Below are 22,340 nucleotides of genomic sequence, written 5' to 3'. Positions count from 1 at the left end.
GTGCTGTTGCGCCTGACCATCGAGGAGATCGCCCTGATCCGGCATCAGGAGATCGGCTTTCACGCCGGATTGAACCTGTTGACCGGGGAGACCGGCGCGGGCAAATCGATTCTGCTGGATGCCCTGGGTCTGGTGCTGGGGGCGCGGGCGGAAACGTCGCTGCTGGCCAGCGGGGCCGAAAAGGCACGGGTCACCGGGGAGTTCCGCCCCGCTCCCGACCATCCGGCCCGGGCCTGGCTCAAAGAGCGGGAACTCGATTCAACCGACGATCTGCTGCTGATCCGCCGGGTGTTGTCGGCCAACGGCCCCAACCGGGCCTTCATCAACGAAACCCCGGTCTCCCAGGGGGCGCTGGCGGAGTTGGGCGCCCTGCTGGTGGAGATTCACGGCCAGCAGGAGCAGCAGACCCTGCTCAATCCGGCCAGCCATCTGGCCATTCTGGACGCTTTCGGCGGTTTGCGGGATCAGGCCGCCGCAGTGGCCAGGGCCTTCGAGGCCTGGCAGACCGTTTCGGCGGAGGGTGAACGGTTGAAACAACGCGCCGCCCAGGCCAGGGAGCGTCGCGAATTTCTGGAATTCCAGGTGGAGGAGCTGAATCGCGCGGGGGTGGTGGTCGGCGAACTGGCGGAACTGGAGGGCAAACGGCAGCGTCTGGCCCACGGCGGCAAGCTGTTGACCTCCCTGGAGGAGGCTTTGGCCCGGCTGACGGAGGGCAATCCCTCGGCCTCCGGACTGCTTTCCAGGGCGCTGCCCCATGTGGAGGAGATGGCCCGTCTCGACGAGAGCCTGGAGCCGCTGGTGGCCACGCTGCAATCCCTCTCCTACGATCTGGAGGAGGCGGGGGCGCGATTGGGCCACTATCGCGACGCCTTGGAGCTGGATCCGGCGGAACTGGAGAATCTGGAGGAGCGCATTCACCGCATTCGCCACCTGATGCGCAAACACCAGTGCGAAGCGGACCAACTGCCGGTCTTGCGCCACACCTGGCAGGAGGAGCTGGACGGACTGGAGCATCTGGACGCCGATCTGGAGGGGGTGGCGCGACGCCGGGAGGCGGCGCTGGGACAGTGGCGCGAGGTGGCGGAAAGGCTGAAGAGCGCCCGGAGGGAGGCGGCCAGCCGATTGATCCGGGAGGTGGAGAAGGAGCTGGCGGAACTGCACATGGCCTCGACCCGCCTGGCCGCGACCCATCCGGCGGGGGACGGCGAGCCCAGGGCTTACGGGCTGGAGGGCTTCGCCCTGATGGTCAGCACCAATCCGGGGGAGCCGCCGCGTCCCCTGAAACAGGTGGCTTCGGGAGGCGAGCTGGCGCGACTGATGTTGGCGCTGAAGCAGATTCTGGCCTCGGCCATGTCGGTTTCGACCATGGTTTTCGACGAAGCCGACGTGGGTGTGGGAGGCCGCACCGCCGCCGCCATCGGGCTGAAGATGGCGCGTCTGGCCGCCGGTGGCCGCCAGGTCCTGGCGGTGACCCACGCCCCCCAGGTGGCCGCCTGGGCCGACCGTCACCTCAAGGTGGAAAAGGGTCTGCAGGGGGAACGCACCGTGGCCAGGGTGCAGGTGTTGAACGACGAGGAGCGGGTGGAAGAGCTGGCCCGCATGCTGGCCGCCGACCGCATCACCCCCCAGGCGCGGGAGAACGCCCGGGAACTGCTGCGGCAGGCGAGGCTGCCGACCGCCGGTAATAAATCATGACGGACTGCCCTCAACAACCTATCCGCTCTTTCCTTCACACAACTATCTTCATTGGATTGCGGTAACCGCTTGGATTACGAACAAGATATTGCTATATTTTGTCAAGCTGGGCTTTTCAAGAAGCAATTGTTGTGAAACGCTCTATACCGCGTCCATTTTGGAATGCGTCATTTTTCTGTAACTATTCAGGATCCCGCGCAGCGCGATATGACCAAGTCAACGGCGAAAGGAAAAGTCCCAGGGGTGCCCCCTGGACCCCATGGGGTCGGAAGTCAACAGCAAACAGAAGAGTCCCAGGGCGCTGCCCTGGACCCGTTGGGGGGGATAATCCCCCCCAAACCCCCGTATACCTGAACAGATACAGAAAAATTAAGCGTTCCAAAGTAGACGCGGTATAGTAGAGATCAACGATCCAGGCAAGTCGGAGTCACCACATGGCACGTTCGGATTTACTCCTGGAACTGGTACGTTCCGGGTCACGAAGTGACCACACGCTGTTTCGCAAGGTATTGGAAGCCATCATCAGCGAAGAGCGGGCCAAGCAACATCATGTCTTTGCCGACCGCCTGTCGGTTTATCTGACCAACGGCAACAACGGCACCCCTCGTCTCGCCGGTCAATTGCCGCAGCGCAACGCTGCCGGAAGCGATTATTTACTGGAAGTGACCGCCAACCGTGGTCTGGACGATTTGATTCTCCCGGAAACCGCGCGCAACGCCTGTCGGGAACTGGTGGAGGAACAGCAACGGGCCGATCTGTTGCGCTCTCACAATGTGGAACCGCGCCATCGCGTCTTACTGGCCGGTCCTCCCGGCAACGGCAAAACCTCCCTGGCGGAGGCGCTGGCCTTTGAACTGGCCGTTCCCCTTCTGGTCGTCCGTTACGATACCGTCATCACCAGCTTTCTGGGCGAAACATCGACCCGTCTGGCCAAACTCTTCGACTATGTGCGTACACAACGCTGTGTCCTTTTTCTGGATGAGTTCGATGTTCTTGGCAAAGAACGGGGCGATCTTCATGAAACCGGGGAAATAAAACGGGTGGTCAGTTCGTTGTTGCTTCAAGTCGATGCGCTACCCAGTTACGTGGTTGTCGTCACCGCGACAAACCATCCGGAACTTTTGGATCGGGCGGTTTGGCGGCGCTTTCAGATTCGTTTACGTCTTGATAACCCCACCAGGGCACAAGCGGAGGAGTGGTTCAAGCGTTTCGAGCAGCGCTTTGATCAAAAATTGGGTTTTACCTCTGGCACTCTCGCCCGAAAATTGCTAGGGTTGAGTTTTTCGGAGATGGAGCAGTTCGGACTGGACGTCCAAAGACGCTATATCCTCTCCATCCCCAACGGGGATTTGAAACGGATCGTCGCCGAACGCCTCCTGCAATGGCAGAAGCGTTTCACGCCGGATCCACCCGCAACGTCCGTTCCCGAGGAGCCCGATGGCTGAACGTCCGCTGTTGATATTGCCTTCGCCTGGCGTTCCGAAAGAGCGAAACAAACGAAAATTAAATTTATCCGGCAAACCCGGCCTCTCTGCGCAACGCCAAGCCGAACGACTCTCCCCACAATTCGAAGCGCTCCACAACACCTTTCTGAATAAGCGGGCCAGCCTTGCCACCGATGTCACCGGAATCGTTCCGGAAGAGGTGCTGGTGCTGGAAACGATCGGATCGATCGAGTACTTCCTGGATGCATTGAAAAAAATCGAAGGGCTGGAATGGATGGGGGAGTTTGAGAAAGAGGATATCCCCCCGGACGACGATTTTTTCAACACAAACACGCATAATGAGCGTACCGAAAGCACCTTGCGCGGAAGGGTATTTCTCCTACTCGCAAATCAGCGCGCTTGGCAGGAACTACTCTCCCTTTGGAACAGATGGCTTAATGGGGAGACTATGGAATGGGGTTACACAAGCATCAGTGCACTCTTTAGCCATTTGCACACCATTCGTCCCTGGGGCATTCAGGATCGACTTCTGGAAACCGGAGTTCTGGCGGACTGGAAGGAGCGATTGCACCAGGGTGCGGAATCCGTTTTCTGTGAAGTGGAGCTCTGGCCTCGAAAGTCGCCCTTCGATCGCTCATCCGCCGAGCAGCGAGTCACCGATCTGCTCACCCCGCTCCATGGCCGGATTTTGCAGCGCAGCCTTATCCCCGAGATTGGCTATCATGCCCTGTTGATCGAGATTCCCATCCACGCCGTAGCGCACATCATCGATACTATCGAAGAGGTGCAACTGTTACAGTGTGAACAGATTCAATTTATCCGGGCTTCCGGGCAAATGATGGGAATTCTTGATTTTGGTGAAACACAACCCGATTCCCCTGTTCAGGAAGAACCACCCTTCCCAAACCTGCCTCCCATCGCCGCACTGCTGGATGGATTGCCACTGGCCAACCATGAGCGTCTTTCCGGCAGACTGATCATCGACGACCCGGACGATTTCGAGGCCGATTACCAAGCCTCCGAAAGGCGGCACGGCACCGCGATGGCCTCTCTGATCCTGTGGGGCGATTTGGGATCCAACGATGCCCCATTGCGCCATCCCCTGTATGTGCGCCCGATCTTGAAGCCCCGCTTCAATCCAACGGGTGGCCGTCGCCCGGAGAGCAGCCCGGAGCGAGTTTCCCTTATCGATCTGATACAGCAATCGGTTCGAGACATCTTCGAAAAAGGCGCCCCAACCGACTCTACCCGGAAGATCTGTTTGATCAACCTCTCCATCGGTATCAGGGACCGCCCCTTCGACCGGATGTTGAGCCCACTGGCCCGCCTGCTGGATTGGCTTGCCTGGAAATACAAGGTTCTGTTCCTGGTCAGCGCCGGGAACCATGACCACCCGATTGTGTTGAACGCATCCCCGGGGGCATTCCGGAACATGGCGCCCTCGGAACACACTCGCTCCGTTCTGACAGGCGTCGCCGCCGATGCCCGCAACCGTCGCCTGCTCTCGCCTGCGGAGGCGATGAATGTCTTGACCGTTGCCGCCACCCATGCCGACGCCTCTCCCCCGGGAATCCCTCCCCATTCCATCGATCCCTATCCGGCGCATAAGGAAATGCCCAGTCCGATCAATGCCCAGGGCATGGGGTATCGACGCGCCATCAAGCCGGATATCTTATTGAACGGTGGCCGCATTTGCCTTAGAGAAAGTTTCACCACCTCGGCCAAGGCCACCTTGGATGTACTGAATCTGCCGTCAGCACCGGGCCAGAAAACGGCTTGCCCCGGCCCTTCCGGAGATGCAACGCACACCGGTTACAGCCGGGGGACCAGCAACGCCACGGCCCTGGCCACCCGCGCCGGGGTGCAACTGTATGATGTGTTGGAATCCCTGAGTGCTGAATCCGGCTTCGAACGGATCGATTCGATTCCCCGCGCTCTCTGGCTGAAAGCTCTCCTGGTCCATGGCGCCTCCGGGGGAAACGCCTTTGTGGAGGCGAGCCGGATATTAAAACCATCGCAAAATGCCAATAAGCTGAGGGAGTACATGAGCCGGTTGTTCGGGTATGGCCATGCCGATCCCTGCCGCGTTATGGCGTGTAATGAACATCGGGTAACCGCTCTGGCCTGTGGATCCCTGTATCAGGATCAAGTTCAGACGCATCGTTTTCCCTTGCCCCCATCGTTGAGTGGCAAGACGGGCCATCGCCGCTTGATCATCACCTTGGCCTGGTTCTCACCGGTCAATCCGGACCACCAGGATTGGCGGGTTGCTGAACTTTTCTTTGCCCGCAAGCAGGAACATCCGGAGGTTGAAAGGGTGGAGGTGGACCTCAATGCCGTCAAACGCGGCACGGTGCAGCACGAGATTTTCCAAGGAGAAAAAGCTGCCGCTTTTCAAGACGGTGACCACATGGAAGTCGAAATCACCAGCAAAGCGGGGGCAGGCCCCTTCCACGGGGAAATCCCCTACGCCCTGGTGATCACCCTGGAAGTGGACCCAAGGATTGGAATAGCGATCTACGATGAAATCCGCAGCCGGGTCCGCGCTGCCAGGATCACCGTTTAGTGGACACAGCGTACCCGAAGCGCTTGATGTTGGCGCTGAAGCAGATTCTGGCCTCGGCCATGTCGGTTTCGACCATGGTCGACAAAGCCGATGTGGGTGTCGGAGGCCGCGCCGCCGCCCTCATGCTGGCCGCCGACCGCATCACCCCCCAGGCGCGGGAGAACGCCCGGGAACTGCTGCGGCAAGCGAGGCTGCCGGCTGGGAAGAAATGAACCCATTTGATGGGGGGGGGGAAGAAATCATCCGGTCCGGGGCTGGAGCGAATGCCTTTGGGGAGACTCATCACCGATTGATTTGGAACCGGAATTAGACCACAATGTTGCGGGAGGTGCTGCCTATTACCTTCACGGGTGGGAGCGGAAAAATGCAACCGCGGAGTGGTAAATACCATCAAGGACGGAGAATTCTTTCCGCGCAACAAGCTGAAACGCAACAGCGTCGACTGGATGAACTGGCGGAGAATGTCCGCTACGGCGGTAATCCGGAGCACAAGAAAAACCCTGGAGACTTTGGCTTGACGCCCCCCGGCAATCCCCGGCCTGGAAAAACACTTTGTGACGTTGCCGGCATCTTGACCCGCCAAGAGGCGACCGCGTTGCTTCGCTAGGGCGTGTTGACATTTGCCAGATTTTGGTTCCTGGCAAGGCGCAAGACGGTGAGGAAGCGGAGTGTAGCTCGCCTACATGAGCATTCCGAACCGGATTGCAACGCGGCCAGGGGCCGAAAGATGGTGAATGTCAATACGCCCTAAGGACTGCGCAGAGGATTGGTCAGCGAACAGCAAAGAAATGGCTGGCCACAAAACGTCTGGGCGGTTGACTCCAATGGCGTGCCCCTGGAGGCCCAGTTGGAAAATGAAGGGCTTGGTTCCTATCACGGCTATCCCATGCCGGAAGGTGATCCGTTTCGGGAAAATGTTCTGCAACGTTGGCATCAGCCATGAGCGAGCTTTTTGTCATCGATCCCTTGTGGGAGGAAGCCACCGATCACGGCCCGGATGAGATCCGACAAACCTCCGCGCTTCTGCGTATCGCCATCAACAACCAGTCAGCTTCTCGGGTCGACAATACCTGGTCCCGATCCGTTCATGACGGGGTGCGCCTCTCCGCCTATCCCTTGGCTCTGTGGCTGGCCTCCTCCTGGTGGCGGCTGCGCTGGGAACCGACCCCACAGAAAACCCCGGACGTCGATTGGCGTTTGGCTCACGACATGCGTAGCGCGGGGTATGGTTACCTTTGGCCTCTCCTGCGGATCGAAACCGACGGGGAGTTGGTCACCATCCGCTGTGAACCTTCCTCCGCCTCCTCGATGGAACCCATTCGTTACCTGGGCCACTTTTGCCAAGCCATTCCGGCGACCGCATTCATCGAAGGTGTCGAAACCTTCATCCGGACAGTCCTTGCCCGACTGGAGACCGTGGGACTTCGCCACACCGATCTGCACGCTTTGTGGCACGAGGTGTCCACCGAACGGGCCAGCGCCGAGGCCGCCGCTTACCGCAAGCTGGAAGCTCTGTCGGGCTTCGAGCCCGATGAGTCGGCGGAATACCTCACTAAACTTCAACAACTCTCCAGTGAAATCGGCGAGGCGGCGGCAGCCGAGATCGCCGCCGCATGCGCCGGTAGTGAACCCGATCGGCGCCTGCAACGCCTGATGAACAATTCCCAGGTTGGCGGTGTTCAGGGGAATCTGTGTGCGATAACCACCCTGAACAATGACCCGACACGGAATACCCCGTCGGATGCCTCCCCCTGGGACCGGGGCCGGAATATGGCCCGAATGGCGCGTGAAACCATGGCGCTTGGTTCGCAACCAGTTTCCAACCGTCGCCTGGGTGAGATCTTTGCTTTGACGGAACAAGAGTTGACCGGAGGGATCACTCCCCTGGCCAATACCCACCTGAGTCTGGCGGTCAGGGAGGATGAAGACCGGGTCAGACTATTGTTCCGCCGCAGGTGGGAAACCGGGCGGCGGTTCGAAGCCGCCCGTTGGCTGGCCGATTCCCTGATGGCCCCCGATCAGGACCGCTGGCTGCCCGCCACCGAATCCAAAACCGCTCGCCAGAAGTTTCAACGCGCCTTTGCCGCCGAGTTTCTGGTTCCCATTGGCGCATTGCAGGATTTTCTGGGGAACGATCCGGGCGACGAAGATCGCATCGTAGAGGCCGGAAACCATTTTAACGTCTCCCCCCTGCTCATCCAAAGCCATCTGGTGAACCACGGCCTGGGATCACCGGCTGAACTGGATCAGGAACAATTCCGATCTTAAGGCGTATTAACAATTTTATTCGTTCCCCCCCTCACTTCGGCGGGAGAATGGCTAAGTAGATGGCGGCGATGTAGTCGTGCAGTATACCCAGCATTTATTGCCACCCATGATGACGACGTTATTGACGAGTTACATTTATTACTATTTATAGAATTTCAGACAGGATGAGTTATACTATTCGACAGGTCTCGACAAACTATAGGCTAGAGCAGCAGACAGATAACGCCAAACCAAGAACTGAAGCAGAATATAGATTTGCGGGCGCTATCTACTGACGAGGACTATTCTCAGTAGATTCAACCCGTTAATAAAGTGCGGAAGTTGCCACATTTCCTACGAAAGAGAAAGCAACATGAGCATTGTAGACCCAAAGTACCGTTTTCTTGCACCGCGACTGGAATACCTGAGTGACCCTGTAATCTTGACTCAAGCATGGAAAAAGACGCAACGCTATATCCGACGGCATAATTGGTACGCCGATATTCTGGATCTTGATAAATCGGCTGTGACACTGGAAGAGTCAATAACGCAGTGGAGCGAGGAAATCAAAAATGGCGAATGTACACCAAACCCTATGCGAATGGTCCCTGCCCCAAAGAGTACGCCTTGGCACTTTTCAAAAGGTGTATGGAAGCCGATAAATGCGCCCGTATTCCTTCGCCCTCTGGCTCACCTGGGCATTCGGGAACAAACCATGGCCACCGCCGCCATGCTTTGCCTCGCCGATTGCATCGAGACCGCTCAAGGAGACACCACAGTTACCGATTATATTGAGGCCAGTCGCCGAGGCATTCATAGTTACGGTAATCGATTATACTGCAACTTTCTTCAAGATTCGAAAGGGGCAAATGACAAACCACTGGCACGGTTCGGGTGGGGAAACAGCGAAACCTACAGGCGCTACTACCAGGACTATCAACGCTTTCTGGAACGACCTAAAATAGTTGCAAATGCAATCCAAAACCAGATTGGCGACAACCGCGAACTTTACATCATTAAACTGGATATATCAGCGTTTTTTGATAATATTAATCGAGACATTCTCCTCGCTCGCCTACAAAGCGAATATGCAGATTTTATTAATAATTATCAATTTACAGATCAAAAGAATGATGAAGAGAATTTCTGGAATCTTCTCAAGAAAATATTTAATTGGGAGTGGAGCCGCCAAGACAAAATTAATACCTCGACGCATAAGTTCCTAAAGGGGGAAGACTTACCCAATGGGATCCCCCAAGGATTGGTTGCAAGTGGATTTTTTGCAAACGCCTATATGTTAGAATTTGACCGCCAGATAAATGGACTTCTCGGAGCAGACATAAAGATTACTTGCAATGGTTACGAATCGAATAGCAACGTCAGACTTACGATATTTGATTATTGTAGGTATGTCGATGATATTCGACTATTAGTAGACATAAAACCACAAAATAACACAACAAATAACAAACAACTAGACACAATACTCTCTAAATTTATAAATAATTACCTTGATTGCTTCACAAACAGCCTGACCCATAAAGGACAATTAGAGATAAATAAAGATAAAACAGAGATCGCTCCGGTTCGCTTTACAGAAGACAAATCAGGAGTGTCATCTCGAATGTCACTGATTACAAGCAACCTTAGCGGACCTGGTGATATGGAAACACTACAACATACCACCGCTGGACTAGACGCATTATTATCACTTGCCACATCATTCGACAGAATCGTAACGACCGAGGAGCCGCTTCATCAATTGGCAAAACTCACATCTCCAAAGGCAGGCGTTCGGGACGACACCATTAAACGGTTTGCCGCTGGTAGGTTGCGAAAGGTCCTGCGGGAACGGCGCAGCATGACTGACCTTGAAAGAAATTTCGAAAACGGGGTTACCGAAAGGGAGGTCATCGACCATGAAATAGAGATGTTTGCCCGGAAGATGATCCTGGCATGGGCCCACGACCCATCCCTCTCCCTTGTACTTCGCTATGCACTGGATCTTTTCCCCAGCCCTGAGCTTCTGAAACCAGTCTGGGAATCCCTTGAAAAACTCTACACTAAACGACCATCAAAAGGAACAAAAGGTTTGCAATTGGTTGCATGGTATGTATGCGCTGATTTGCTTCGTGCAGGAGCTGTCGAAACCGGAATGAATGTGCCTGAATTGGGTATACCCGATTCAGCCAAGCTCCAGGAATACCGCTTTTTATTGGTTTCCTACGCCAAAAAGTTATTAAAACAACGAAATCCGCCTTGGTATGTCAAACAACAGGCATTGCTATTATTAGCCACACATGAACCTAACCCATTAAGCATCCCTAACACAGTTGATTCAGAAACAGTTAAACCCTACCTAGATCTGCTGAACGCCTCAACCTACGACGCCCCGTTTACTTGGGATCAACTAGTTGCGGCGCTGGTCTTTCAACAACTTCATCCAAATAATTATCGCTTTGCAACATGGCTGGTTAATGCCCTTGAACATCATTCCCCCGAGGATCGAACCAAGACTCTAAATGGGATCTTTTTCAACCGCCCCGACCTAATGCCTGATATTTTAATAGAAATTGGAGAAGCTAAACAAGATTGGATAAAGCCCGAAGCCAGATATTTATTTTCAACATATAAAAGGAGTACAACACCTACCCGACTAAGCGACCTTAATAATAAAATGATTTCCCTCTGGCGCATTATTTCAAGAGAGGACAATCCATTTCAACATGAAATCCCGTGGGTCAAATTGGCTATCAAGATGATCGACTTGATGCGCCGATTCGATTTAGACGCCATAAGCACACTTTCTTTTCGTAATTTATATATTCATGTTGAATCTTGGACAAAATTACCTCACCCAACGATGTCCGCAACAGCCATTGAGTTGCAGCTTGAAACTACAGATATCAGAGACCCACGCATTGAAACTCCCTCTTGGTGCAATTGGAGCGATACTCCTAAACAATTTTTCGCCCTTGGTCGCTTATTACGAACAGCCTTAACAGGAGATGAGGATTTTACCATAACTCCCTTCCTGTACCGCCACGATTGGGATGGGTACCGCGGGTTAAGAAATAGTTGGTATAGCCGCCGGCAAGGAATGAATCATTCCCCGGAATACATGTCCGGACAGACTGCCCCCTTTTCCCCTTGGGTGAGCGAACTACTTATGGGATTACTTCAGTGGCCGGGAGTACAGCTAGCCAACCGCCTCATTGATAGCTTTTGTACAATCAATTCGTTGGACGACCTAAAGAAACTGCTGTTAACTCGACTTCAATTATTAAGAGATCTATACGGAAGAGCATCCAAACTCCCTATCTATCCTATTCCTATTAATCACACTCGACGGGAAAGCGGAAATGTCTTGCGCGTAGTCTTAGTACAAACACTTTTCCCAAAAGACTCTGATTTTTCCAAGCTTGATCCCTCAATGGACGGCCCATCCTTCAGAGCGAAGCACCGGCGCCACGTAACAGCCGTATGCGGTTTGGTTAATAATTATTTGCGTGTACAACAGACGACGAATTCCGCAGGAACGAATGCCAACCACGAACCATTGGCTAACCTGATCGTCTTTCCAGAACTCGCTTTTCATCGCGACGATCTTTTCGTATTAAGAAGCTTAATAAACAAAACAAAGGCCATGGTTATCACCGGCCTGAATTACCGCCAGCTAAATTCAGGATCGTATATTAATGAGGCTTGCTGGCTGATTCCAGATAAAAAAGAGTCCGGCATGTCCATAATTACCCGCTTTCAAGGCAAAAAGTATCCAACTGAGAATGAACAGAAGCTCGGCGTGGTTGGATACCGCCCCTATCAACTGGTTATTGAATTGAATACCGGTTGCAGTCGACCGTATCGAATGACATGCGCAATTTGTTATGATGCAACCGACTTAAAGCTTGCATCAGACTTAAAAAATGTCTCCGATATGTTTATTATTTCCGCTTTTAACAAAGACGTCGCCACATTTGACAATATGGCTGCAGCCTTACAATACCATATGTTTCAACACATCGTTCTGGTTAATTCCGGCCAGTACGGTGGATCAACGGTTCAGGCTCCGTTTTCTGAAAGGCACGAACGAGTTATTTCTCACTTACATGGTGGGGATCAAGTTGGAATAAGCATATTTGACGTGGATATACAGGATTTTGGTCCTGCGGCTACCCTTTCGGTGAAGTGCATAAAAAAGAAGAAAACCGCTCCCGCCGACTTCACCCGATTCAAGTAGGAGTGACTAATCAGCGGTATCCACAACCACCTGCAATGTCACTAACCATTCGGCCCCCGCCTTGAGCGGCATAATCGGGTCAACGGCGAAAGGAAAAGTCCCAGGGGTGCCCCCTGGACCCCAGGGGGTTGGACGTCAACAGAAAAAGTCCCAGGGCGCTGCCCTGGACCCGTTGGGGGGGATAATCCCCCCCAAACCCCCGTATTATCGAACAGATCCGTTTCCCCCCTCACTTCGGCGGGGGAATGGCGAAGTAGATGGCGGCGATATAGTCGTGCAGTTTGCCCAGTTCCTGTTGCATGGCGTCCATGAAGGCGCCGGGGCCGTCGGTCAGCAGGCGGGGGATGTCGGCGTCGTCGATCATGCGCTCCATGCGTTTGACCAGGGGGATGCATAAAGCGTTGTCGTTCAGGGTGGCCAGGCAGCGTTCCACCTCCCGCAGGCAGAAGTTCAACGCTCTGGGAAAACTCCTGTCCTGCAACAGGTAGGCGTAGACCGCCTGGTCGGTGACGCGGGGGTGGACGTTGCGGCGGTACATCTGTTCCGCCGAAACGCTGCGCAGCAGGTTCAGCCAGGGCGAGGAGGCGCCGTTCTGACCCATGCGGGAGAGGTCCAGGTCCAGGATACGGGTGTTCATGTCCGCCCGTTCCAGGTATTGCCCCATGCGGGTGAAATCGAACACCGTATCTCGCGACGAGGTGCCGAACAGAATGCCCACCAGCACCTGACAATGGCAGACCACCTCGTCCAGAAAGGCGTGGCGTTGTCCGCTGGCCACACCCTGTTCGGCGTTCTGTTTGAGAAAACCGTGCAGCGTGTTGAGTTTCTCCCAAAACTCCACCGGAAAGAGATCCCGCATGGTGCGCAGATTCTCCCGCGCCTGGGCGATGGTGGAGACCAGGGACGAAGGGTTCTCCTCCCGGCTCAACAGAAAGCGGGTCACGCCGGTTTCGTCCGGGGTGTTGCCGCTTTTGGCAAAAAGGGTGTCGCCACCCACAATGGTGACCAGATGGGTCCAGCCGCGATTGCGTTCCGCTTCGCTGCCGGGATTGTCCAGCATCAGGGCGGAGGTCACCGAAACCAGACGGGCGGTGTTTTCCGCCCGTTCCAGGTAACGCCCCATCCAGTAGATATTTGCCGCCACGCGAGAGAGCATCGAACTCCCCTCCATCCGTAATAAACTAATACGGGGGTCCGGGGGGGATTATCCCCCCCGGCGGGTCCAGGGCAGCGCCCTGGGACTCTTCCTTTTTCTGTTGACTTCCGACCCCACGGGGTCCAGGGGGCACCCCTGGGACGTTGCCTTTTTCCGTTGCACGGCCAGGCTGCGCTGGGTCGGAACCTTTGCCGCGCTTTGATCACGGAAACGTCAACGGACAGAACATTTCCTTTTTTTGATACTTAAAAGATAAAATATTGAACGTCAAAAGACCAAACATCAAACATCCGCCACAATCCAGGTATCCTTGCTGCCACCTCCCTGGCTGGAGTTGACCACCAGGGATCCGGGCCGCAAGGCCACACGGGTCAAGCCCCCCGCCGTGACGTAGGTCTCCTTGCTCTGCAGAATGAAAGGCCGCAAATCGACATGCCGTGGCGCCAACCCCTCCGGCGACAAGGTCGGCACCGTGGAAAGCGACAGGATCGGCTGGGCGATGTAGTTGCGCGGATCGGCCTCGATACGCCCCGCCATCTCCTCCATCTGCTGCCGGGTGGCGAAGGAGCCGATCAGCATGCCGTACCCTCCCGATTCGTTGGCCGGCTTGACCACCAGCTCGCCGAGATGATCCAGAACGTAACGCCGCTCCGCCTCCTCCAGACATTTATAGGTGGGCACGTTGGGCAGAATGGCCTCTTCCCCCAGATAATAGCGAATGATCTCCGGCATATAGGCGTAGACCACCTTGTCGTCGGCCACGCCCGCGCCGGGAGCGTTGGCCAAAGCCACCTTGCCCTTGCGCCAGGCGCGAATCAGCCCCGCCACCCCCAGCATCGACTCCGGTTCAAATACCTCCGGATCCAGAAAGAGGTCGTCCACCCGCCGGTAAATGACATCCACCCCCTCCAGACCGGAGATGGTCTTCATGTAAACGCAGTCGTCGTCCCCCACGATCAGATCCCGCCCCTCCACCAGCTCAATGCCCATGTGCTGCGCCAGATAGACATGTTCGAAATAGGCGGAGTTGTAAATGCCCGGCGTCAGCAGCACCACCCGGGGATGATCGCCGGGGCGCGGCGACAGGGCCGCCAGGGTCTCGTAAAGCTGGGCCGGATAGTCGTCCACCGGCTGAATGCGATGGCGGCGGAACAGCTCCGGGAAAACCCGTTTGGTCAACATGCGGTTTTCCAGCATGTAGGAGACCCCCGAAGGCACCCGCAGATTATCCTCCAGAACGTGAATCTCCCCGTTGCCGTCCCGCACCAGATCGCTGCCGCAAATATGGGCCCAGGAGCCCCAAACGGGTTTCATCCCCTCGCAATGGGGGCGATAGTTCTTCGACTGGTGCAGCAGCTCCACCGGGAACACCCCGTCCCGGATGATGCGACGCTCCCCGTAAAGATCGCCGATGAAGAGGTTGATGGCCGTGATGCGCTGGATCAGCCCCCGCTCCACCCGCTGCCACTCCCGCAGGGAGAGCAGCCGGGGAATGATGTCGAAGGGCCAGGCCCGGTCGATGTTGTCCCCTTCGGAATAGATGGTGAAGGTGATGCCCAGATTGACGATGGCCGCTTCCGCCGCCTGCTGCCGCTGCCGCACCGCCTCCAGCCCCAGATCGGCCAGATGCCCGCAGAGGAGTTGCGCCTCCGGACGGGGCTCCCCCTCGGAGGTGATCAGCTCATCAAAACGCGATGTTTGCGGATACTCCCGCCAGGACAGTGTCATGAGAACTCCTCTGCAGCAGCCGTTTGGCCCGGTCGGGCCCCTCATTCAATCTTCCCTTGTGCAACAGACGGGCCAGAGGCGCCGGGATTGATTCTGCGTCCATTCCCCCATTGTCCATTTTCCATCCATTAGGCAGCACTGATGGAAAAGAGTGCGCCGTGCCAATAAATAATGCACCCTGGAGGGATACCACCCCGGCCTCACGGCCTGCCGCCCCCCTACCCCGGTTGGCGTGGGAATTGCGGGTTCCGCTGGTGTCCGGGGATCCCGGAAAGCCCCTCGGCTGGGCCGGTCAAGCCGCTTCAGGAAGGTTGTCATGACCATTCGCGTCGCCATTCGCCATCGTACCACCTATCGTTACGACCGGTTGGTCACTCTTTCGCCCCACGTCTTCCGTCTGCGGCCCGCCGCCCACAGCCGCACCCCCGTGCGGGCCTACTCCCTGAAGATCACCCCGGCCAACCACTTCATCAACTGGCAACAGGACCCCTTCGGCAACTTCATGGCCCGAGTGGTCTTTCCCGAAGCCATGCGCGAAATGAGCCTCGACGTGGAGGTCATCGCCGACATGACGGTGATCAACCCCTTCGACTTCTTCGTCGAGGAGTACGCGGAAGAGTTCCCCTTCACCTACGAAACCCTGCTGGCCCGGGAGCTGGCTCCCTACCGCGAAACCGAAACCCCCGGTCCGCTGCTGACGCAGTGGTTGAACAAGGTGGATCGCCACAAAGGGCGCAGCGTCGATTTCCTGGTCCACCTCAACCAGCGGTTGCAACGGGAGATCGGCTACACCATTCGCCTGGAGCCGGGGGTGCAGAGCTGCGAGGAGACCCTGGAACGCCGCACCGGCTCCTGCCGCGACAGCGCCCTGCTGCTGGTGACCATCCTGCGTCATCTGGGACTGGCGGCCCGTTTCGTCTCGGGCTATCTGGTGCAGTTGACCCCGGACGAAAAACCCCTGGAAGGCCCTGCCGGCACCGATCGGGACTTCACCGACCTGCACGCCTGGGCGGAGGTCTATCTGCCCGGCGCCGGCTGGATCGGACTCGACCCCACCTCGGGACTCTTTGCCGGGGAGGGTCACATTCCCCTGGCCTGCACACCGCATCATACCAGTGCGGCGCCCGTCACCGGCTGCGTGGACGAGTGCGAAACCGAATTCCTCTTCGAAAACACCGTGATCCGCCTGCACGAGGATCCACGGGTGACCAAACCCTACACCGACCACGACTGGAGCGCCATTCTGGCTCTGGGCGAGCGGGTGGATGAACGGCTGCTGGCCGACGACGTGCGCCTGACCATGGGGGGCGAACCCACCTTCACCGCCATGGAGAAGACCGACGACGACGAGTGGAATTTCGATGCCGACGGCCCCCGCAAACGGCTGCTGGCGGAAGATCTGCTGCGGCGTCTGCACGCGGCCTTCGCCCCCGGAGGGGTGTTGCAGCACGGCCAGGGCAAGTGGTATCCCGGCGAGCCCCTGCCCCGTTGGCGTTACGGCTGTTTCTGGCGCAAGGATGGCCAGCCCTTGTGGAAAAACCCCGCCCTTCTGGCGCGACTCCACCAACCGGCCGCCCACGGCCCGACGGCGGCCCGCCGCTATCTGCAAGAGCTGGCCCGGCGTCTGGGTGTCGACGAATCGTTGATCCTGCCGGGCTTCGAGGATCGCTACTACCACCTCTGGAAAGAGGGCAATCTGCCGCAGAGCGCCGATCTCGATCAGATCATGGCCCGACTCGACCAAAAGCTGGGCCAACCGGTGGGCTGGGCGCTGCCCCTGGGCCACGACGGCCGGAACTGGCAAAGCTGCATCTGGTCGTTACGGCGAAAAGGGCTCTTTCTGATTCCCGGCGACAGCCCCATGGGGTTGAGGCTGCCCTTGGAATCCCTGCCCGCCCTGGACGAGGAGGAGGCGATTCCCCTGACCCGCTCCCTCTTCGAGGTGGTCCCCGCCCTGGCCGAATACGGCCCCTTGCGACAACAGGTCGCGGAACAGAAAACGGCGCGGGCTCCCGGTCCCCTGCTGCACACCGCCTGCTGCGCCCAGGTGCGCGACGGACTGCTCCACCTCTTCCTGCCCCCCGTCGGCCTGCTGGAACACTACGTGGAGCTGGTGGCCACCGTGGAGAGCGTGGCGGAATCGCTGGAGCTGCCGGTGGTGCTGGAGGGCTACGAGCCGCCGCAGGATCTGCGCCTGCAACGTTTCATGGTGACGCCGGATCCGGCGGTGATCGAGGTCAACATCCACCCCGCCGCCTCCTGGTCGGAACTGGTGACCACTTCGCAACGCCTCTACGAAGAGGCCCGGCAGAGCCGCCTGGCCACGGAGAAGTTCATGCTCGACGGGCGGCATACCGGCACCGGCGGGGGCAACCATGTGGTCATCGGCGGAGCCACCCCCTCCGACAGCCCCCTGTTGCGCCGCCCCGATCTGCTGCGCAGTCTGGTCACCTGCTGGCAGCACCATCCGGGGCTGTCGTATCTCTTTTCGGGTCTCTTCATCGGCCCCACCAGCCAGGCCCCCCGTGTGGACGAAGCGCGTCACGAAAACCTCCATGAACTGGAAATCGCCTTCGCCAACATGCCCGACGGCGAGGTGACGGCCCCCTGGCTGGTGGACCGGATGTTGCGCCATCTGCTGGTCGATCTGACGGGCAACACCCATCGCAGCGAGTTCTGCATCGACAAGCTCTACAACCCCGACAGCGCCACGGGCCGCCAGGGTCTGCTGGAGCTGCGCGCCTTCGAAATGCCGCCCCACAGCCGCATGAGTCTGGTGCAAATGTTGCTTATAAGAACCCTGATCGCCCATTTCTGGCGGCAGCCCTATCACCACCGCCTGGTGCGCTGGGGCACGGCGTTGCACGATCGCTTCCTGCTGCCCCACCACGTTCGCGACGACGTGAAACAGGTGACGGCCATGCTGCGCCGCGCCGGACTGCCCTTCCGGAGCGAGTGGCTCGATCCCTTTTGGGAGTTTCGTTTCCCCCATATCGGAACGGTGGTTCTCGACGATGTTCATCTGGAGTTGCGCATGGCCCTGGAGCCCTGGCACGTTCTCGGCGAAGAGGTGAGTCGCGGCGGGACCTCCCGCTTCGTGGACGCCTCCCTGGAGCGGCTGCAGATTCACCTCACCGGTCGGACCGAGGGTCGCCACGTGGTGACATGCAACGGGCGGCGCGTGCCCCTGCAGCCCACCGGAACGCCGGGCGAAGCCGTTGGCGGGGTGCGTTTCCGCGCCTGGCAGCCGCCCTCGTGCCTGCATCCCACCATCGGCGTGCAAACTCCCCTGGTCTTCGATCTGGTCGATACCTGGAACGGCCACTCCCTGGGCGGCTGCACCTATCACGCCGGTCATCCGGGGGGGCGCAACTACCAGGTCTTTCCCGTCAACAGCTTCGAAGCCGAAGCCCGTCGGGGCGTGCGCTACCAGGAGTTCGGCCATCGCGCCGGTCCCCTGCAACCGCCGCCGGAGACGGCGGGACCGGGGCGCTTCGTCGCCACGGGCCACCTGCCACGACCCATGAGTCCACCCCCGGAAGAACCTTCCGTCGACTTCCCACACACCCTGGACCTGCGCCGACCGCCGGAGCTGCCATGAGTCAAGCCAACCCCAGTCCCAATCCGATTCGGGGACTCTTCGCCGATTATGCGCCGCCCCCCGGTTACGACGAGGCGGTGGACAGCCGGGGTCTGTTGCGCGATCACTGGAAAGCCGTGGTTCTCCATCTGCAGGAGATGGAACCCCAGCGCCTGGCCAACCTGCGGGAGCAGGCCCGGCAACTGCTGCTGGAAAACGGCGTCACCTACGACGCCTACAACACCACCCCCGAATCGTGCCGCACCTGGGATCTCGATCTGCTGCCCTGGATCCTCACCGAAACGGAGTGGGCCCAGCTGGAAAAAGGGCTGCGTCAGCACCACCGGCTGCTGGAACATCTGCTGAACGATCTCTACGGCGAGCAGGATGTCTTGAAGGCGGGTCTTCTGCCCGCCTCCCTGATCTACGGTGACGAACGCTTCCTGCGTTGCTGCCAGGGCTGGGACCAGCCGCATCCGTGGCGCATCCGCTGGGGCGCCGTCGATGTGGCGCGGCAGCAGAACGGCGCTTTCCGGATTCTGGGCAATCCCCTGCAAACCCCCACCGGCGTGGGCTATGCCCTGGAAAACCGTCAAATCTTCTTTCGCCTGCTGCGCGAGACGTTGAACGAAAACCAGGTGCGCCTGCTGCTGCCTTTTTTCACCGCCCTGCGCACCCATCTGATCGAGGCCTCCCCCCTGAACAAGGAGGATCCCCGCTCCGTTCTGCTCTCCCCCGGTCCCTCCAGCGAACTCTTCTTCGAACACGCCTTCCTGGCCAACTACCTGGGATTGCCCCTGGTTCTGGGCGAGGATCTGGCGGTGCGCGGCGGACGGGTTCACTTCAAAACCCTGGAGGGGCTCTATCCGGTGGACGTGATTCTGCGTCTGCTGGAAGATCGCCATTGCGACCCCCTGGAACTCGGCGAAAAGGCCGGATCAGGCGTTGCCGGCCTGGTTCAGGCCCTGCGGGAACAGCGCACCAGCGTGATCAACCCCCTGGGAGTCGGCATTCTGGAAAATCCGGCCCTGCCGGCCTACCTGCCCGAACTCTGCCGCCACTATCTTCAGGAAACCCCGCTGCTCTCCCACACCCCCACCCTCTGGTGCGGCGATGCCCTTCAGACCGTGCTGGAGGCCCCGGATACGTGGATCATCAGCCGCCTCGACGAACGGGGCAACCCCTCCCCCCTGCCCTTCGGCGACTTGAGCCGGGAGAAACAGGCCGCGTTGCAAAAGGCCCTGAAAGCCCGCCCCGCCGACTTCGTGGCCCGGAAGGCCTCGCAGCCGTCGAGCCTGCCGCTGCTCCTCGACGAGAGCGCCGCTCCGGGATACGGGATCTTGCGCACCTTTTTCACCGCCGGTACCCAGGGCGTCGAAGTGATGCCCGGCGGACTGGCACGGGTGGCTCGGGCCGGGGAGCCCCTGAACGCCTTCGACAGCCCCATGGGCCGGGTCAAGGATGTCTGGATCCTCTCCTCCCAGCCCGTGGCCCGGGCCAACCGCCCGCCGCTGGAGAGCCTCTATCAACCCTCCGCCTTCACCGGGGAGATCTCCTCCCGAACCGCCGAAAATCTCTACTGGGTGGGACGTTACGCCGAACGGGCCGAAAACATCCTGCGACTGCTGCGGGTGGTGCTGCTGTTGCCCGCCATGGGCGGCAGCGACGGCGTTTCCGTCAATCAGCAGGAGTCCCTGCGCCTCATCTACCGGGCCGCCAGCCTGATGACCGACATCCTGCCCGGCTTCGCGGGCGAAGGCGCGGAACAACGGCTGCAGGAGCCCGAAGAGGAGCTGCATCGCATCATTGTCTCGACCCGTCATCCCGGCAGCATCGTCTCCTCCCTGCAGGCCCTGATCTTGAGCAGCCACCGCGTGCGGGAACGCCTCTCCAACGACACCTGGCGGGTCATCCACCGCCTGCGGGAGCTGGTCTCCCGTCTGTCGGGACTCTCCAGCACCCCGGAAATGCTCGTCGAACTGGAAGAACTCATCATGGCACTGGGCTCCCTCTCGGGTCTGGCCATGGAAAACATGACCCGAGGCCTGGGCTGGCACTTCATGGTTCTGGGACGACGCCTGGAGCGTTCCCTCCTCACCGTCGATCTGTTGCGCACCACCCTGGTGACCCCGTTCAGCCCCGAGGCGGAACGCCCCCTGCTGGAAGCCCTGCTGGCCGCCACCAACAGCACCATGACCTTCCGCCGCCGCTACCGCACCCATCTCTTCGTCAAACCCTTCCTGGATCTGATCCTGGCCGACGAAACCAATCCGAGAGCCATCGCCTTTCAACTGGAAGCCCTGGAGCGGCATATCACCAAACTGCCCCGCCGGGTCTCCGTGCCGACCTATCGCACCCCGGAAGGTCGCATCATTCTGGAAGCGTTGAACGCGGTGCGCCTGGCCAATACCGATCTGCTCTCCCTGGTCACCGACGCAGGAGGCCGTCCCAACCTGGAGCAACTCCTCTCCCGACTGCACGATCTGCTGCCGCTCCTGTCGGTGGAACTCTCCAACGGCTATTTCCAACACACCACAGCCCACGCCCGCAAAGGTCTGCCGGGATGAGCACCACCTACCGCATTCGCCATCTGACCCGTTACAAATACCACGATCCGGTTTCGCTGTGTCACAATCTGGCCTGGCTGACGCCCCGATCCACCCCCTGGCAGGAGCCCATCCGCTTTCATCTGGAGATCTCCCCCACCCCCTCGGTGTTGCAGGGACGCCTCGACGCCTTCGGCAACCAGGGCCACTACTTCGAAATCATGGAGCCGCATCGCACCCTGGCGGTGCAGGCCCTCAGCCTGATCGTGGTGCGGGAACGCGCTCAAGCCGAGGCCCACGACCTCTCCTGGGAGGAGGCCCAAGCCGTTTTCCGGGGCGGCTGTCTGCCCGAGGAGCCGGCCAACTGCCAGTTTCTGCTCGATTCACCCCACATCCGCATCAGCGAGGAGCTGGCCGACTACGCCCGGCCCTCCTTTCCCGAAGGCCGCTCCCTGCTTCACGGCGTCACCGACCTGATGCACCGCATTCACGCCGACTTCACCTATCAGTCCCTGTCCACCACCGTCTCCACCCCGCTGCACGAGGTGATGGCGCGGCGCACCGGCGTCTGCCAGGACTTCGCCCATGTGGCCATCGGGGCATTGCGTTCCCTGGGACTGGCGGCGCGTTACGTCAGCGGCTACCTGGAGACCCTGCCGCCGCCGGGACGGCCCCGACTGGTGGGCGCGGACGCTTCCCACGCCTGGTTTGCGGTCTTGCTGCCGGGATTCGGCTGGATCGACTTCGACCCCACCAACGACCTGCTGCCCGGCCAACGCCACGTCACCGTGGCCTGGGGCCGGGACTACTCGGACCTGCCGCCGGTCAAGGGCGTGGTCATGGGGGGTCAGGGCGAAACCCTGGAGGTCTCGGTGGATGTGGCGCGGGTGGATGTGGAGGAGGAGTAGGTTGGGGATTTACCGAAAAACCGCTTCGATACACCTGGCGGCGACAATCCGTTTGCACCACGATTTCAGGGCCTCCGGATCCGCGTCGGCAATGCGGGAACAGACCCACTCCGGAGGCGGACCAAAACGATCCTGGATCAGCTCCAGCAGGAATTCGGCCATGCCTTCCTGGCGGCCCTCCTGGCGGCCCTCCTGGCGGCCCTCCTGGCGGCCCTCCTGGCGGCCCTCC

Annotated in this window: 13 protein-coding genes; 10 read left to right on the top strand and 3 right to left on the bottom strand. The window is 59.0% G+C overall.

Features of this window, described 5'->3' with window-relative positions; genetic code table 11:
* The 7 genes from recN to HQL56_00820 all read left to right on the top strand — a co-directional run bounded on the left by recN (position 1) and on the right by HQL56_00820 (position 12,193).
* A complete protein-coding gene (gene recN, locus HQL56_00850) occupies positions 1–1,695 on the top strand; it encodes a DNA repair protein RecN (GenBank protein MBF0308062.1) in 1,695 nt (564 codons plus the stop codon).
* Positions 1,696–2,129: 434 nt separating this feature from the next.
* Positions 2,130–3,140 (top strand): ATP-binding protein, encoded by a 1,011-nt coding sequence (locus HQL56_00845; GenBank protein MBF0308061.1) that lies wholly within the window; start codon positions 2,130–2,132, stop codon positions 3,138–3,140.
* Positions 3,133–5,706: a S8 family peptidase gene (locus HQL56_00840; GenBank protein ID MBF0308060.1), complete on the top strand. Its 2,574-nt coding sequence runs from the start codon at positions 3,133–3,135 to the stop codon at positions 5,704–5,706. The genes HQL56_00845 and HQL56_00840 overlap by 8 nt, the downstream gene beginning before the upstream one ends.
* The gene (locus tag HQL56_00835) at positions 5,706–5,918 is read left to right on the top strand and encodes a hypothetical protein (protein ID MBF0308059.1); all 213 of its coding nucleotides are present in this window, start codon (positions 5,706–5,708) and stop codon (positions 5,916–5,918) included. Before HQL56_00840 ends, HQL56_00835 begins: the two co-directional genes overlap by 1 nt.
* A gap of 104 nt (positions 5,919–6,022) precedes the next feature.
* A complete protein-coding gene (locus tag HQL56_00830) occupies positions 6,023–6,313 on the top strand; it encodes a hypothetical protein (GenBank protein MBF0308058.1) in 291 nt (96 codons plus the stop codon).
* 332 nt (positions 6,314–6,645) lie between these two features.
* A complete protein-coding gene (locus HQL56_00825) occupies positions 6,646–7,974 on the top strand; it encodes a hypothetical protein (GenBank protein ID MBF0308057.1) in 1,329 nt (442 codons plus the stop codon).
* Between the two features lie 352 nt (positions 7,975–8,326).
* Positions 8,327–12,193, top strand: coding sequence for an RNA-directed DNA polymerase (locus tag HQL56_00820; protein MBF0308056.1), 3,867 nt, complete (start codon positions 8,327–8,329; stop codon positions 12,191–12,193).
* A gap of 229 nt (positions 12,194–12,422) precedes the next feature.
* Here the strand turns inward: HQL56_00820 and HQL56_00815 are convergent, their stop codons facing one another.
* Both HQL56_00815 and HQL56_00810 read right to left on the bottom strand, forming a co-directional pair.
* Positions 12,423–13,349 (bottom strand): alpha-E domain-containing protein, encoded by a 927-nt coding sequence (locus HQL56_00815; protein ID MBF0308055.1) that lies wholly within the window; start codon positions 13,347–13,349, stop codon positions 12,423–12,425.
* 282 nt (positions 13,350–13,631) lie between these two features.
* Complete coding sequence (locus HQL56_00810) at positions 13,632–15,077, bottom strand: circularly permuted type 2 ATP-grasp protein (GenBank protein MBF0308054.1); 1,446 nt, start codon at positions 15,075–15,077, stop codon at positions 13,632–13,634.
* 316 nt (positions 15,078–15,393) lie between these two features.
* On the opposite strand from HQL56_00810, the gene HQL56_00805 reads away from it, so the two are divergent.
* The 3 genes from HQL56_00805 to HQL56_00795 are packed head-to-tail and all read left to right on the top strand — an operon-like array spanning position 15,394 to position 22,111.
* On the top strand, positions 15,394–18,678 hold the full coding sequence (locus HQL56_00805; GenBank protein MBF0308053.1) for a transglutaminase family protein: 3,285 nt from the start codon (positions 15,394–15,396) through the stop codon (positions 18,676–18,678).
* A complete protein-coding gene (locus tag HQL56_00800; GenBank protein MBF0308052.1) occupies positions 18,675–21,224 on the top strand; it encodes a circularly permuted type 2 ATP-grasp protein in 2,550 nt (849 codons plus the stop codon). The genes HQL56_00805 and HQL56_00800 overlap by 4 nt, the downstream gene beginning before the upstream one ends.
* The gene (locus HQL56_00795; GenBank protein ID MBF0308051.1) at positions 21,221–22,111 is read left to right on the top strand and encodes a transglutaminase family protein; all 891 of its coding nucleotides are present in this window, start codon (positions 21,221–21,223) and stop codon (positions 22,109–22,111) included. Before HQL56_00800 ends, HQL56_00795 begins: the two co-directional genes overlap by 4 nt.
* A gap of 9 nt (positions 22,112–22,120) precedes the next feature.
* Here the strand turns inward: HQL56_00795 and HQL56_00790 are convergent.
* The coding region (locus HQL56_00790; protein ID MBF0308050.1) for a transposase at positions 22,121–22,340 on the bottom strand (220 nt) is incomplete at its 5' end.

It is taken from the genome of Magnetococcales bacterium, assembly GCA_015231925.1.
GTDB lineage: Bacteria > Pseudomonadota > Magnetococcia > Magnetococcales > JADGAQ01 > JADGAQ01.
Note: the sequence above shows the minus strand (reverse complement) of the source record. Positions and strands in the feature narration are given on the sequence as shown.

Coding starts and splice junctions, on each gene's coding strand:
- HQL56_00845 (MBF0308061.1), top strand. CDS start 2,130: ATGGCACGTTCGGATTTACTCCTGGAACTGGTACGTTCCGGGTCACGA.
- HQL56_00840 (MBF0308060.1), top strand. CDS start 3,133: ATGGCTGAACGTCCGCTGTTGATATTGCCTTCGCCTGGCGTTCCGAAA.
- HQL56_00830 (MBF0308058.1), top strand. CDS start 6,023: ATGTTGCGGGAGGTGCTGCCTATTACCTTCACGGGTGGGAGCGGAAAA.
- HQL56_00825 (MBF0308057.1), top strand. CDS start 6,646: ATGAGCGAGCTTTTTGTCATCGATCCCTTGTGGGAGGAAGCCACCGAT.
- HQL56_00820 (MBF0308056.1), top strand. CDS start 8,327: ATGAGCATTGTAGACCCAAAGTACCGTTTTCTTGCACCGCGACTGGAA.
- HQL56_00815 (MBF0308055.1), bottom strand. CDS start 13,349: ATGCTCTCTCGCGTGGCGGCAAATATCTACTGGATGGGGCGTTACCTG.
- HQL56_00810 (MBF0308054.1), bottom strand. CDS start 15,077: ATGACACTGTCCTGGCGGGAGTATCCGCAAACATCGCGTTTTGATGAG.
- HQL56_00805 (MBF0308053.1), top strand. CDS start 15,394: ATGACCATTCGCGTCGCCATTCGCCATCGTACCACCTATCGTTACGAC.
- HQL56_00800 (MBF0308052.1), top strand. CDS start 18,675: ATGAGTCAAGCCAACCCCAGTCCCAATCCGATTCGGGGACTCTTCGCC.
- HQL56_00795 (MBF0308051.1), top strand. CDS start 21,221: ATGAGCACCACCTACCGCATTCGCCATCTGACCCGTTACAAATACCAC.